The following is a 13,532-nucleotide window of genomic DNA, read 5'->3' on the forward strand; positions in this document are numbered from 1 at the left end:
TTATTTACCGCTGGTTTGTTTGGCATGTGCGTCAAGGAATTCTTTCATCTCTTTCGGCCCCTGATAGCCAGGCACTACATAGCCATTGCTCAATACAATCGCCGGCGTACCGCTGACGCCAAACTGTACGCCCAGTGCGTAGTGGTTAGCGATGTCCACATCACAGGTCGCTGGTTTCACGCCCTTGCCTGCCATTGCATCGTCAAAGGCTTTGTTTTTATCCTTCGCACACCAGATAGACTTCATGTCCTGCTCTGCCTGGCTTTCCAGTCCCTGACGAGGGAAGGCCAGATAGCGTACGGTGATCCCTAACGCATTGTAGTCTTTCATCTCTTCATGCAGCTTGTGGCAGTAGCCACAGGTGATGTCGGTGAAAACGGTAATGACATGTTTTTCCTGCGGCGCTTTGTAGACGATCATCTCGTTTTCCAGCGCGTTCAAATGCTTCATCAGCAGTTGGTTAGTGACGTTTACCGGGCTTGCGCCGCTCACGTCGTACATTGGTCCCTGAATAATATGTTTACCATCTTCGGTAACGTATAGTACGCCGCTATTGGTCAGTACGGTTTTCATGCCCGCAACCGGAGCTGACTGAATCTCGGTACTCTGAACGCCCAGCTTCGCTAATGACTGGCGAATCGCCGCATCGTCAGCATGTACCATACCAGTAAAAGCCGTTGCCAGCAGAGTGAACATCATAAAACGTTTTTTCATAACCTATCCTTTCCTGTCAGCACTCACGCTCGCGGGTGATGCTGTTGATGTAGTTGCCGCAAGCGCTCCGTTGCGACATGAGTATAAATCTGCGTTGTCGAGAGGTCGCTATGCCCCAGCAGCATCTGCACCACGCGCAGGTCAGCGCCATGATTGAGCAGATGCGTGGCAAACGCGTGGCGCAGGACATGCGGTGACAGCTTTTCGCTATCGATTCCAGCCAACACAGCATAGTGTTTAATACGATGCCAGAAGGTTTGACGAGTCATCTGTTGCGCGCGCTGGCTGGGAAACAGCACATCAATCGATACGCCATTGAGTAACCATGGACGCCCATGCTCCAGGTACGTTTCCAGCCAGTACACCGCCTCTTCACCTAACGGGACAAGACGCTCTTTATTTCCTTTGCCGATTACCCGAACCACGCCCTGACGCAGGCTGACATCGCTCATCGTCAGCCCCACCAGTTCTGACACGCGCAGGCCCGTGGCATACAATACTTCCAGCATGGCTTTGTCGCGAAGTTCCAGCGGTTGCTCGATAAGCGGTGCCTGCAGCAGTCGTTCTACCTGCGCTTCGCTGAGATCTTTGGGCAGACGCTGTGGAAGCTTAGGTGATGCCAGCGCAGCGCTGGGGTCATCTTCGCGAAATTTCTCACGGTAAAGATGCTGAAAAAAGCGCCGTGTCGCACTGAGCAAGCGTGCAGAACTGGTGGCCTTATATCCCCCATCCATCCGCTCAGCCAGCAATGCTTGCAGGTCATCACTCTGCGCGGTCGCCAGCGAAGCACCGCGGTGATGTAACCATTCGACAAGCATGGTCAGATCGCGACGATACGCACTTAACGTATTTTCCGCCAGATTTCGTTCCAGCCACAGTGCATCAAGAAACTGCTCGATGCGCGCCAGATCCTGTTCCACTCGCACCCCTTATTCCACTCTCATTTTTGATGCATTATGCCTCATTGTGCCGAGAATGCGGCGATTCTGTTACACTACCCGCAACGCTACAGCAGAATTGAGATGTTTACGTCATGAACATGGGTCTTTTTTACGGTTCAAGCACCTGCTACACCGAAATGGCAGCGGAAAAAATCCGCGATATCCTGGGTCCCGAACTGGTGACACTGCACAACCTCAAAGATGATTCCCCGAGCTTAATGGAGCAGTATGACGTGCTCATTTTGGGCATCCCGACCTGGGATTTCGGTGAAATTCAGGAGGATTGGGAAGCAGTCTGGGCGCAACTGGACGACCTCAACCTGGAAGGCAAAATTGTTGCGCTTTACGGTATGGGCGATCAGTTGGGATACGGCGAATGGTTCCTGGATGCACTGGGTATGCTGCACGATAAACTGGTTACAAAAGGCGTTAAATTTGTGGGTTACTGGCCAACTGAAGGCTATGAATTCACCAGCGATAAACCCGTCATTGCCGATGGACAGCTGTTTGTTGGTCTGGCGCTGGATGAAACGAACCAGTACGACCTCAGCGATGAACGCATTCAGGCCTGGTGCGAGCAAATTCTTGGTGAAATGGCCGAGCACTGGTCCTGAGTTGCTGCCGACTGACGGTTAAGGTCGCAACCTTACCGTCAGTGCTACATCTGCTTCGCCTGTTGCAGTATTAACCGCCGTAAATCCCGCCATTCTGCGTCATCCATACTGTCTGCCGCCAGCCATAGATGCTGACGTTTTCCGGTATCGGAACGCAAACGCAGCATCATGCCTGTTTTTACCATCCAGGGGGCGCTAACGATAGACCACTCTTGCCCCTGCCAGCGCAGACGACCGTTCATCAACAGCCGAATCTCGCCCTGACAGGCGTTAATTCGGCGCTGGCTTCGTACGCTATCGAACACCACCAAAGACAGCAAAACCAGCCATAATGGGGTGTAACTCAATGGCCAGGGCATCAATAAAATAAATACCGCGACCAGCCCATGAATGAGCAGTGAAAGCCATTGCGCGCGCCATGAAACGCGTAAATCAGATTGCCACTGGACCACGTTCCCGATTCCGTGTCTGGATAAGTCGCACCATCTGTTCCAGCTGAGCATCAGCTGGTTTCCCATGATTCATCAACCAGTTAAACAAATCTGGATCATCACATTCTAGCAGACGAATAAAGATACGTTTTTCTTCGTCACTTAAGCTGTCGTATTCATGTTCGAAAAACGGCATGATCGAGATGTCCAGCTCGCGCATACCACGGCGGCATGCCCAATGAATACGTGCTTTGTTGTTAATATCCATGTTCTTCTCCCTGTCTCGCGAAAACGAAGTATCCGGCTATTGTAACGTGTTTTTCCCGCGCATTGACGGGAATATCAGTAATCGGAAGCTTGTTCGCGAAATAAAACCGCATTAAGTCAAAGGATTCAGCATTTTTGGATGTCTCCTCGCAAAGCTTAATATATGGCACAAATAGCCTGTTTAAACCGCTTGCAATGGGCCATAGCTCTTTTACCATTAGTCATTATCACTGCGTTAAGCAAATCAGGACATTATTATGGCTTTTACATCTTTTCCTCCTCGCCAGCCTTTCGCGTCAACGCGTTTGCCTCTGACGCTAATGACGCTCGATGACTGGGCGCTCGCCACCATCACCGGTGTCGACAGTGAGAAGTATATTCAGGGTCAGGTCACGGCGGATGTCAGCCAGATGACCGAACATCAGCACGTGTTGGCGGCACATTGTGACGCCAAAGGTAAAATGTGGAGCACCCTGCGTCTGTTCCGCCAGGGTGACGGTTTTGCCTGGGTTGAGCGCCGTAGCCTGCGCGATGCGCAGCTTACTGAACTGAAAAAATACGCGGTCTTTTCGAAAGTGGCGATTGCCCCGGACGACGAGCGCGTCCTGCTGGGCGTAGCGGGATTCCAGGCACGTGCGGCACTGGCCAATCTTTTTAGCGAATTACCGAGCAGCGATAAGCAGGTTATTACCGAAGGCTCTTCCACAATATTGTGGTTTGAACACCCAGCCGAACGCTTCTTACTAGTGACCGATACTGCCACAGCGGAAACGCTGGCAGAGAAACTGCGTGGTGAAGCGGAGTTAAATAACAGCCAACAGTGGCTGGCGCTGGATATCGAAGCGGGTATTCCTGTTATTGATTCTGCCAACAGCGCGCAGTTTATTCCGCAAGCCACCAATCTGCAGGCATTAGGCGGCATCAGCTTTAAAAAAGGGTGCTATACCGGTCAGGAAATGGTTGCCCGCGCAAAATTCCGCGGAGCCAACAAACGCGCCATGTGGACTCTGGCAGGAGCGGCCAGTCGCGTACCGGAAGCGGGTGAAGACCTGGAGCTGAAAATGGGTGAGAACTGGCGTCGTACCGGCACCATACTCGCCGCAGTGCAGCTGGCTGATGGGCAAGTGCTGGTGCAGGTTGTGATGAATAACGATATGGAAGTCGACAGCGTGTTCCGCGTTCGAGACGACGCAAAAACGCTGCATATCGTACCGCAGCCGTATTCGCTGGAAGAGTAAATGAATAATGCCTGATTGCGATGCGTCTATCAGGCATGCTGGCTTTTGTTTTGTAGGCCGGATAAGGCGCTAGCCGCCATCCGGCATCAATGATTACGCCTGACCAACGTACAGATAGATTGCCAGGAAGTGGCAAACGCTGCCGCCCAGCACAAAGCCGTGCCAGATCGCGTGGTTGTAAGGAATACGCTTACATACGTAGAAAATAACACCCAGCGAATAGACTACGCCGCCAACGGCCAGCAGCGTCACCCCCCCCACCGCCAGCTTAACCGCCAGTTGATACACCACAATCAGCGATAGCCAGCCCATTGTCAGGTAGGTCACCAGCGACAGAACCTTAAAGCGGTGCGCAATAGTCAGTTTGAATAAAATACCGATTAGCGCCAGGCTCCAGATCACAATCATCAGTCCGCGTGCCAGCGGCGAATCCAGCCCCACCAGCAGGAATGGCGTGTAGGTCCCGGCAATCAGCAGATAAATCGCGCAGTGGTCGAATTTTTTCAGCCAGACTTTCGCTCTCTGATGGGGGATCGCATGATACAAGGTTGAGGCAAGGAACAGCAGGATCATGCTGCCACCGTACAGGCTGTAGCTAGTAATGGCCATAGCGCTGGCGTTGGTATCCACTGCCTGAACCAGTAACAACACCAGTCCGACAATCCCAAACACCAGCCCGATACCATGGCTGATGCTGTTGGCTATTTCCTCTGCCAGCGAATATCCCTGCGCGATTAATGGCTTCTGAACCATAAGTTACTCCCCAGAAACGAACACTTTCGTTATTGCGCCTCTAGCGTAACTGAGAATGGTTCCAGTGAACACCTGTTAGCTAAAATAAATATCACATTAAGATTAATCATTTAAAATCATGGCGTTGCAACTATTTTTTCAACTAACAGATGTTTCTTTAAATCAAAGGCATTTAAAATCAATCACATAAAATTGCGTCTGATTCGGGTAAATCTCGGCAATCACATGTTTAAGTTCTTCAAGCGTCATGTTTTCCTGCTGGGCATGTTTATCCGTTAGCGTATCCAAAGTAACAGTTGAGGTGCCAACAACCTCAATCGTGCAGAAGTAACCGTCATCTTCGAAGCGCCCAACCCGTAAAATGTCCCCGGCTTTGAAGTGTGATTCGGACTCGTCACGAATGGTGATGGTTTTGCGTCCGGCCAGAATGTCATCCTGGAAACGCTGAAAAAAAGTGATGTCATTTGGCTGCATGTTATTATTCCTTGTAGATGAAGTCTGATGAGTGAGTTTTGCCATTGTGAGTATGTTCTCCCACGCTGCCATCGCCAGTCTCAACAATCTTGAGATGCTGGTCTACAACTATGTCATCAAAAACCGTGACAAAGTCATGTACATGACCATTCGCGAGCTGGCTGATGCCGTGGGCGTTTCCACCACTACCGTACTGCGCTTTTGCCGCAAGCTTAAGTGTGAAGGTTACTCAGAATTCCGCGTACGCTTCAAATTATATTTAGAGCAGAATGAACCACAACAGGCTAATTTCGGTGCCAGCGAAATTATCAGTTTCTTTAAAGGCGTCAATAACGACGAGTTCGATAAACTGCTCGATCAGGCTGTTGATATTATATTATCTTCCGAGCGTATTATATTCGTTGGGGCGGGAACGTCTGGAGCTCTGGCGAAATATGGCGCACGTTTTTTCTCAAACGTCGGTAAATTCAGTAATCACATTGATGATCCTTATTTCCCGGTAACTAACGATATGGCCAGAAACGCGCTGGCGATCGTGCTTTCCGTGTCTGGTGAAACAGAAGAGATCCTGCGCTTTGCCAGCCAGTTTAGTCTGCACAACTGTAAGGTTCTGTCGGTCACCAGCCATGAACACTCTCGCCTGGCGAAGCTGGCAGACTTTAACCTCTCCTGGCATGTTCCACAAACACGTATTGCCGGGGTATACGATATAACCACGCAGATCCCCGTTATTTATATTCTGGAATCACTCGGGCGCAAGCTGGCGAAAATAATAGCGTAAAAAACAATGTGTTTTTTTGATGTAACAAATCACATTTACGCTATTTTGTTATACCGTGACATTTATCTTTCCTTTGTTAGACTCAAAATCAGATTGTATTAATTTGAGACTGAGCGCAGATGAAAAAACTTACCTTACCAAACGATTTTTTATGGGGCGGCGCTGTGGCGGCGCATCAGGTTGAAGGCGGCTGGAACAAAGGTGGCAAAGGTCCCAGCATTTGCGACGTGCTGACCGGTGGGGCACACGGCGTTCCGAGAGAAATTACTCAGGACGTCGTGCAGGGTAAATACTATCCCAACCACGAAGCAGTCGATTTTTACGGTCATTACAAAGAAGACATTAAGCTGTTTGCCGAGATGGGTTTCAAATGCTTCCGTACGTCAATTGCCTGGACCCGCATCTTCCCGAAAGGAGACGAAACCCAGCCAAATGAAGAAGGGTTAAAATTCTACGACGACATGTTTGATGAACTGCTGAAGTACAACATCGAACCGGTCATCACCCTCTCCCACTTCGAAATGCCACTGCATTTGGTTCAACAGTACGGTAGCTGGACCAATCGTAAAGTCGTCGATTTCTTTGTCCGTTTTGCTGAAGTCGTTTTTGAGCGCTACAAGCACAAGGTCAAATACTGGATGACCTTCAACGAGATCAACAACCAGCGTAACTGGCGCGCGCCGCTGTTTGGCTATTGCTGCTCGGGCGTGGTGTATACCGAGCATGAAAACCCGGAAGAGACCATGTACCAGGTGTTGCATCACCAGTTTGTCGCCAGCGCACTGGCGGTAAAAGCGGCACGTCGCATCAATCCTGACATGAAAGTCGGCTGCATGCTGGCGATGGTCCCGCTGTATCCCTTCTCTTGTAAGCCTGAAGATATGATGTTTGCGCAAGAATCGATGCGTGAGCGCTACGTCTTCACCGATGTCCAGTTGCGCGGTTACTACCCCTCTTATGTTCTGAATGAGTGGGAGCGTCGTGAATTCAACATCAAAATGGAAGCAAACGACGAACAGATCCTGCGCGAAGGTACCTGTGACTATCTCGGTTTCAGCTACTACATGACCAACGCCGTTAAAGCGGAAGGTGGCAGCGGTGATGCGATTTCCGGCTTTGAGGGCAGCGTACCGAACCCGCACGTCAAAGCATCCGACTGGGGCTGGCAGATTGACCCCGTCGGTCTGCGCTATGCCTTATGTGAGCTGTATGAACGCTACCAGAAGCCGCTGTTTATCGTTGAAAACGGGTTTGGCGCTTATGACAAAGTAGAAGAAGACGGTAGCATCAACGACGACTATCGCATCGACTATCTGCGCGCCCACGTCGAAGAGATGATGAAAGCGGTAACGTATGATGGCGTAGACCTGATGGGCTATACGCCCTGGGGCTGCATCGACTGCGTGTCGTTTACCACCGGTCAGTACAGCAAACGCTACGGGTTTATCTACGTAAACAAACACGACGACGGCACCGGCGATATGTCGCGTTCGCGGAAGAAGAGTTTTGAGTGGTATAAAGCGGTGATTGCCAGCAACGGCGAGAACCTGTGATTTTTTGCCGGATGGCGCAGCGCCATCCGGCAATCAAGTCCCTACTTACCGCCTGCCAGCTCCAGAAAACTCCCCGTAACGTAAGATGCTTTCTCGCTCAACAGCCAGGTAATCGCCTGCGCGACCTCCTCCGGTTGTCCACCGCGCTGCATAGGTAACAGCGATTTCACGCGATCGACTCTTCCCGGCTCGCCGCCTGACGCATGCATTTCAGTGTAAATCAGACCCGGCCGCACACAGTTCACGCGGATCCCCTGCGCTGCAACCTCCAGCGCCAGACCGGTAGTGAGCGTGTCCACCGCGCCTTTTGAGGCGGCGTAATCAACGTACTCGAAAGGGGCGCCTAGCCGTGAGGCCGCTGAAGAGACATTCACAATCGCCCCGCCATGACCACCATGCTTAAACGACATGCGCTTTACCGCTTCTCTACAGCACAGAAAATAGCCAGTAACATTGGTCGTCAGAACACGATTAATTCTTTCAGCGGTTAGGCTTTCCACCGTGCTCTGTTCAAACAAAATCCCGGCATTATTCACCAGGGCAGTCAGCGGCTCGCCTGCACGGTCAATAGACTCAAACATTGCTACCACCTGGCTTTCATCGCTGATATCTGCCCGTAAAGCAAACGCCTTCCCTCCTGCAGCGGCGATGCTGTTCACCACCTCCGTTGCCGCACGAATATTGTGATGAAAGTTCAACGCGACCGTGTAGCCCTCTTGCGCCAGTTGCAGTGCGGTTGCTCGACCAATGCCACGACTGCCGCCCGTCACCAATGCTATAGCCATAACGTTTCTCCCAAAAAATAAAGGCGCCGAAGCGCCTTTAAAAGATAGTCGAATCAGCAGATTACTGATATTCGCTCATCGGTACGCAGGAGCAGAACAGGTTACGGTCACCGTAAACATCATCAAGACGCTTCACGGTTGGCCAGTATTTGTTCGCCACACCCGCCGGGAAGACGGCGATTTCGCGGCTATAACCGTGGTTCCACTCCGCGACCAGCTCGTTTTGCGTGTGCGGTGAGTTAACCAGTGGGTTATCTTCCAGTGACCATTCACCCGCTTTCACACGGTCGATCTCCGCGCGAATGGCCAGCATCGCATTGATAAAGCGATCCAGTTCCACCTTGCTTTCAGATTCAGTCGGTTCCACCATCAGCGTACCCGCTACCGGGAACGACATGGTCGGTGCATGGAAACCGTAATCGATCAGACGCTTGGCAATATCCAGTTCGCTGATGCCGGTCTCTTCTTTCAGTGGGCGAATGTCGAGAATACATTCATGCGCCACGCGACCATCACGACCGGTATACAGCACCGGATAGGCATCTTTCAGACGGCTGGCAATATAGTTAGCGTTCAGGATCGCCACCTGGCTTGCCTGCTTCAGACCTTCTGCGCCCATCATACGGATGTACATCCAGCTGATTGGCAGAATAGATGCGCTACCAAACGGAGCGGCAGAAACTGCGCCCTGACGGGTCAGCATGCCTTCAATCTGCACCACGCTGTGACCCGGTACGAACGGTGCCAGGTGTGATTTCACGCCGATCGGCCCCATACCCGGGCCGCCGCCGCCGTGCGGAATGCAGAATGTTTTATGCAGGTTGAGATGTGATACGTCCGCGCCGATAAAGCCCGGCGTGGTGATCCCAACCTGAGCGTTCATGTTCGCGCCATCAAGGTAAACCTGACCGCCAAACTGGTGCACAACGTCGCACACTTCACGGATTGTTTCTTCATACACGCCGTGCGTGGATGGGTAGGTCACCATGATGCAAGAGAGGTTGTCGGCATGTTGTTCTGCTTTTGCACGCAGATCGTCTAAGTCGATGTTACCGTTCTTATCACAAGCGACCACCACCACCTGCATACCCGCCATCTGAGCGGAAGCCGGGTTAGTACCGTGAGCAGAGGCCGGGATCAGGCAGATATCACGATGGCCTTCGTTACGGCTTTCGTGATAATGGCGAATCGCCAGCAGCCCCGCATACTCCCCCTGTGCGCCGGAGTTCGGCTGCATGCAGACTGCGTCATAACCGGTCAGTTTTACCAGCCACTCGGAAAGTTGGCCGATCATCTGGTGATAACCTTCTGCCTGCTCTGGAGGACAGAACGGATGAAGCTCAGCGAATTCCGGCCAGGTGATCGGGATCATCTCGGCCGCCGCGTTCAGCTTCATGGTGCAGGATCCCAGCGGGATCATCGCCTGGTTCAGCGCCAGATCTTTGCGCTCAAGCGAGTGCATGTAACGCATCATCTCGGTTTCGCTATGGTAGCGGTTGAACACCGGATGGCTGAGGATCGCATCGTCACGCAGCATACTGTCCTGAATGGAACGGCTGTCGAGCGCCACGTCTTTATCCAGCGTATCAATGTTCAGGCCGTGGCTGTCGCCCAGCAGAATATTGAACAATTGCACAACATTTTCACGGGTAGTGGTTTCGTCGAGGGTAATACCTACCGCGTTATGAATATCGCTACGCAGATTGATTTCTGCCGCTTCGGCACGCGCCAGTACTGCAGCTTTATCGGCTACTTCAACGCACAGGGTGTCGAAGTAATGCGCATGACGCAGCTTCAATCCTTTCTGTTGCAGGCCGACTGCCAGGATATCGGTCAGGCGGTGGATGCGATTAGCAATGCGTTTCAGGCCAACCGGACCATGATAAACGGCATACAGACTGGCGATGTTGGCCAGCAGGACCTGCGAGGTACAAATGTTGGAGTTCGCTTTCTCGCGGCGGATATGCTGCTCACGAGTCTGCATCGCCATGCGCAGTGCGGTATTGCCCGCCGCATCTTTGGAGACGCCGATAATACGGCCTGGCATAGAGCGTTTGAATTCGTCTTTAGCAGCAAAAAATGCCGCGTGTGGACCGCCGTAGCCCATCGGTACGCCGAAGCGTTGTGCAGAGCCGAAAACGATGTCCGCCCCCTGTTTGCCCGGCGCAGTCAGCAGTACCAGCGCCATAAAATCGGCCGCGACGCTGACCACAACTTTGCGGGATTTCAGCTCAGTAATCAGTGCGCTGTAGTCGTGCACTTCACCGGTAGTGCCAACCTGCTGCAACAGCACGCCGAACACATCCTGATGATCCAGCGCTTTTGCCGCATCATCGACAATGACGTCAAAACCAAAGGTTTCTGCACGGGTGCGCACAACATCCAGCGTTTGCGGATGGACATCTGCGGCCACAAAGAAGCGGTTGGCGTTTTTCAGTTTGCTGACGCGTTTTGCCATCGCCATTGCTTCAGCCGCTGCGGTGGCTTCATCCAGCAGAGAGGCAGAGGCCATGTCCAGACCGGTCAGATCCAGCGTCACCTGCTGGAAGTTGAGCAGCGCTTCCAGGCGACCCTGAGACACTTCTGGCTGATACGGCGTATACGCAGTGTACCAGCCCGGGTTTTCCAGCATGTTGCGCAGGATAACCGGTGGCAACTGCACGGCGGTGTAGCCCATGCCAATGTAGGACGTGAAGCGCTTGTTACGCCCGGCGATGGCTTTTAATTCAGCCAGCGCAGCGTATTCGGTCGCCGCCTCGCCCACCTGCGGCGGGGTTGCGAGCTGAATGTCTTTCGGCACAATCTGGCCGATCAGCGCGTTTAACGACTCGGCGCCAACCGCATTCAGCATCTCTCGCTGCTGCGCGGCGTCCGGTCCGATGTGGCGTTCAATAAAAGCGCCGCTGTTTTCAAGCTGGCTTAACGTCTGTGTCATGGGCGATGGTTCCTGAAACGTGCAGTGAATCGTAGGTGTCTCTACTACCTGAATACGCGAAATAATTCGCGTTGCAGGTATGCGGGTAAGCCAACACACCTGCAACGTGAAAAATGAAGCGTATTTACTCGTCTTCTAACAATGCTTCGTATGCGGTCGCATCCAGCAGCGATTCAATTTCGCTTTCATCGCTGGCTTTGATTTTGAAAATCCAGCCCCCCGCATACGGCTCGCTGTTAACCAGTTCCGGAGAGTCGCTGAGCGCGTCGTTGACCGCAACAATCTCACCGCCTACTGGCGCATAGATATCGGAAGCCGCTTTTACGGACTCCGCAACAGCGCAGTCATCGCCCGCGCTGACGGTTGAGCCAACTTCAGGCAGGTCAACGAAAACCATGTCACCTAACAGCTCCTGAGCGTGTTCGGTGATACCAACGGTGTAGGAACCGTCAGCTTCTTTGCGCAGCCATTCGTGTTCTTTGCTGTATTTCAGTTCTGCAGGTACGTTGCTCATCAATCAATCTCCAAAAAAGGATGAATTACGCGACGGCTTTGCCGTTACGCACAAAAACAGGTTTAGTCACTTTTACCGGCATTTCGCGGTTACGAATCTGAACGATTGCGGTATCACCAATACCCGCAGGGACACGTGCCAGCGCGATGCTGTAACCCAGAGTAGGGGAGAATGTCCCGCTGGTGATAATGCCTTCCTGCTGGTTGCCGGAAGCATCAGTGAAACGCACCGGCAGTTCATTACGCAGCACGCCCTTCTCGGTCATCACCAGCCCGACCAGCTGTTCGTGGCCTTTTTCACGCTGCATTTCCAGCGCATCCCGACCGATAAAGTCGCGATCGGTCGGTTCCCACGCGATGGTCCAACCCATGTTAGCCGCCAGCGGTGAAATGCCTTCGTCCATCTCCTGACCGTACAGGTTCATGCCCGCTTCCAGACGCAGCGTGTCACGCGCCCCCAAACCACAAGGTTTTACGCCTGCTTGTACCAGCGCACGCCAGAAATCTGCCGCCTTTTCATTCGGCATAGCAATTTCATAACCTGCTTCGCCGGTATAACCGGTGGTTGCGATGAACAAGTCACCCGCCTGAACGCCGAAGAACGGCTTCATGCCTTCTACCGCATGGCGCTGCTCGTCAGTAAACAGGGTAGCGGCTTTTTCCTGCGCGTTTGGCCCCTGTACCGCAATCAGCGACAGGTCGTCACGAACGGTGATGTCGATGGCGTAAGGTTCAGCGTGTTGGGTAATCCAGGAGAGGTCTTTTTCGCGGGTGGCGGAGTTTACAACGAGGCGGAAGAAGTCTTCAGTGAAGTAATAAACAATCAGGTCATCTATCACGCCGCCCGAAGCGTTGAGCATACCGGAGTAGAGGGCTTTGCCCGTCTTCGTTAGCTTCGCGACGTCGTTTGCCAGCAGATAACGCAAGAACTCCCGGGTGCGGCTACCGCGCAGGTCGACGATGGTCATATGCGACACATCAAACATTCCGGCATCGGTGCGAACAGCATGGTGTTCATCAAGCTGAGAACCGTAGTGCAGTGGCATCATCCAGCCATGAAAATCGACCATGCGCGCGCCACATAGCGTGTGTTGTTCGTACAAAGGAGTCTGTTGAGCCATCTTTTCCTCGTTGAATAAGCGGGGCTATCAACTCTTTCGCGGTGAATTCTTCACCACGAAACCCAGCACCGCAGCCGCTCCAGGGGCTACGACGCAAACGTTCTCTTTGTCCTGAACTTACCACCGAAACAGACGCTAAACCATAAGGCAAAATTAACCATCACATTAGCTTATGACCAAAAATCGCCAAATCGTCGGCAGAATAAAAACCCAAAATCATAGCGACAAATTAGAATAACAAACAAAGATAAGCTGAAATTCGCCGCATTAATCAACATTAAATGTGGAAAAAATGTCAAAAATGGCGTTATGAAAAAAACGTAATATAAAAAAAACTAATGCGAAAAAAGACGTGGAATTAGATTATTTCAAATGAGAGAAGCATCCCGGCGCGCAGGCCGGGAGAGGAAAG

At 52.2% G+C, this 13,532-nt stretch carries 14 protein-coding genes; 4 read left to right on the forward strand and 10 right to left on the reverse strand.

The window, feature by feature from the left end; translation table 11 throughout:
• Both dsbC and xerD read right to left on the reverse strand, forming a co-directional pair.
• The gene (gene dsbC, locus OGX99_RS13780) at positions 1–714 is read right to left on the reverse strand and encodes a bifunctional protein-disulfide isomerase/oxidoreductase DsbC (protein ID WP_187258964.1); all 714 of its coding nucleotides are present in this window, start codon (positions 712–714) and stop codon (positions 1–3) included.
• Positions 715–737: 23 nt separating this feature from the next.
• The gene (xerD, locus tag OGX99_RS13785; protein ID WP_187253168.1) at positions 738–1,634 is read right to left on the reverse strand and encodes a site-specific tyrosine recombinase XerD; all 897 of its coding nucleotides are present in this window, start codon (positions 1,632–1,634) and stop codon (positions 738–740) included.
• A 113-nt stretch (positions 1,635–1,747) separates the two neighbouring features.
• On the opposite strand from xerD, the gene fldB reads away from it, so the two are divergent.
• On the forward strand, positions 1,748–2,269 hold the full coding sequence (gene fldB, locus OGX99_RS13790) for a flavodoxin FldB (RefSeq protein ID WP_151218318.1): 522 nt from the start codon (positions 1,748–1,750) through the stop codon (positions 2,267–2,269).
• A gap of 44 nt (positions 2,270–2,313) precedes the next feature.
• Here the strand turns inward: fldB and OGX99_RS13795 are convergent, their stop codons facing one another.
• Positions 2,314–2,721, reverse strand: coding sequence for a protein YgfX (locus OGX99_RS13795; RefSeq protein WP_151218319.1), 408 nt, complete (start codon positions 2,719–2,721; stop codon positions 2,314–2,316).
• Positions 2,702–2,968 carry an FAD assembly factor SdhE gene (sdhE, locus tag OGX99_RS13800; protein WP_016154349.1) on the reverse strand — a complete coding sequence of 89 codons (267 nt, stop codon included), beginning with the start codon at positions 2,966–2,968 and terminating at the stop codon, positions 2,702–2,704. The genes OGX99_RS13795 and sdhE overlap by 20 nt, the downstream gene beginning before the upstream one ends.
• A gap of 256 nt (positions 2,969–3,224) precedes the next feature.
• Here sdhE and ygfZ point away from each other — a divergent pair, with 256 nt between their 5' ends.
• Positions 3,225–4,205, forward strand: coding sequence for a tRNA-modifying protein YgfZ (gene ygfZ, locus OGX99_RS13805; protein WP_252838622.1), 981 nt, complete (start codon positions 3,225–3,227; stop codon positions 4,203–4,205).
• Between the two features lie 93 nt (positions 4,206–4,298).
• On the opposite strand, the gene trhA is transcribed toward ygfZ, so the two are convergent.
• Both trhA and yqfB read right to left on the reverse strand, forming a co-directional pair.
• Entirely contained in the window at positions 4,299–4,958 is a 660-nt protein-coding gene (gene trhA, locus OGX99_RS13810) for a PAQR family membrane homeostasis protein TrhA (RefSeq protein ID WP_187253170.1), read from the reverse strand.
• Positions 4,959–5,120: 162 nt separating this feature from the next.
• Positions 5,121–5,432 carry a N(4)-acetylcytidine aminohydrolase gene (gene yqfB / locus OGX99_RS13815; protein WP_003026949.1) on the reverse strand — a complete coding sequence of 104 codons (312 nt, stop codon included), beginning with the start codon at positions 5,430–5,432 and terminating at the stop codon, positions 5,121–5,123.
• 52 nt (positions 5,433–5,484) lie between these two features.
• Here yqfB and OGX99_RS13820 point away from each other — a divergent pair, with 52 nt between their 5' ends.
• Both OGX99_RS13820 and bglA read left to right on the forward strand, forming a co-directional pair.
• Positions 5,485–6,213 carry a MurR/RpiR family transcriptional regulator gene (locus tag OGX99_RS13820; protein ID WP_252838697.1) on the forward strand — a complete coding sequence of 243 codons (729 nt, stop codon included), beginning with the start codon at positions 5,485–5,487 and terminating at the stop codon, positions 6,211–6,213.
• A gap of 119 nt (positions 6,214–6,332) precedes the next feature.
• Entirely contained in the window at positions 6,333–7,766 is a 1,434-nt protein-coding gene (bglA, locus tag OGX99_RS13825) for a 6-phospho-beta-glucosidase BglA (protein WP_187253171.1), read from the forward strand.
• Between the two features lie 41 nt (positions 7,767–7,807).
• Here bglA and OGX99_RS13830 read toward each other — a convergent pair whose 3' ends face one another.
• The 4 genes from OGX99_RS13830 to gcvT all read right to left on the reverse strand — a co-directional run bounded on the left by OGX99_RS13830 (position 7,808) and on the right by gcvT (position 13,120).
• Entirely contained in the window at positions 7,808–8,551 is a 744-nt protein-coding gene (locus OGX99_RS13830; RefSeq protein ID WP_151218320.1) for an SDR family oxidoreductase, read from the reverse strand.
• Positions 8,552–8,612: 61 nt separating this feature from the next.
• Complete coding sequence (gene gcvP, locus OGX99_RS13835) at positions 8,613–11,486, reverse strand: aminomethyl-transferring glycine dehydrogenase (protein WP_278238372.1); 2,874 nt, start codon at positions 11,484–11,486, stop codon at positions 8,613–8,615.
• A gap of 124 nt (positions 11,487–11,610) precedes the next feature.
• Complete coding sequence (gene gcvH, locus OGX99_RS13840; protein WP_005123344.1) at positions 11,611–12,000, reverse strand: glycine cleavage system protein GcvH; 390 nt, start codon at positions 11,998–12,000, stop codon at positions 11,611–11,613.
• 25 nt (positions 12,001–12,025) lie between these two features.
• The gene (gene gcvT, locus OGX99_RS13845; protein WP_151224304.1) at positions 12,026–13,120 is read right to left on the reverse strand and encodes a glycine cleavage system aminomethyltransferase GcvT; all 1,095 of its coding nucleotides are present in this window, start codon (positions 13,118–13,120) and stop codon (positions 12,026–12,028) included.
• Positions 13,121–13,532 lie beyond the last annotated feature (412 nt).

The sequence above is a fragment of the Citrobacter sp. Cu096 genome (genome assembly GCF_030332285.1).
Classification (GTDB): domain Bacteria; phylum Pseudomonadota; class Gammaproteobacteria; order Enterobacterales; family Enterobacteriaceae; genus Citrobacter; species Citrobacter meridianamericanus.

Coding starts and splice junctions, on each gene's coding strand:
- dsbC (WP_187258964.1), bottom strand. CDS start 714: ATGAAAAAACGTTTTATGATGTTCACTCTGCTGGCAACGGCTTTTACT.
- fldB (WP_151218318.1), top strand. CDS start 1,748: ATGAACATGGGTCTTTTTTACGGTTCAAGCACCTGCTACACCGAAATG.
- sdhE (WP_016154349.1), bottom strand. CDS start 2,968: ATGGATATTAACAACAAAGCACGTATTCATTGGGCATGCCGCCGTGGT.
- ygfZ (WP_252838622.1), top strand. CDS start 3,225: ATGGCTTTTACATCTTTTCCTCCTCGCCAGCCTTTCGCGTCAACGCGT.
- trhA (WP_187253170.1), bottom strand. CDS start 4,958: ATGGTTCAGAAGCCATTAATCGCGCAGGGATATTCGCTGGCAGAGGAA.
- yqfB (WP_003026949.1), bottom strand. CDS start 5,432: ATGCAGCCAAATGACATCACTTTTTTTCAGCGTTTCCAGGATGACATT.
- OGX99_RS13820 (WP_252838697.1), top strand. CDS start 5,485: ATGTTCTCCCACGCTGCCATCGCCAGTCTCAACAATCTTGAGATGCTG.
- bglA (WP_187253171.1), top strand. CDS start 6,333: ATGAAAAAACTTACCTTACCAAACGATTTTTTATGGGGCGGCGCTGTG.
- OGX99_RS13830 (WP_151218320.1), bottom strand. CDS start 8,551: ATGGCTATAGCATTGGTGACGGGCGGCAGTCGTGGCATTGGTCGAGCA.
- gcvP (WP_278238372.1), bottom strand. CDS start 11,486: ATGACACAGACGTTAAGCCAGCTTGAAAACAGCGGCGCTTTTATTGAA.
- gcvH (WP_005123344.1), bottom strand. CDS start 12,000: ATGAGCAACGTACCTGCAGAACTGAAATACAGCAAAGAACACGAATGG.
- gcvT (WP_151224304.1), bottom strand. CDS start 13,120: ATGGCTCAACAGACTCCTTTGTACGAACAACACACGCTATGTGGCGCG.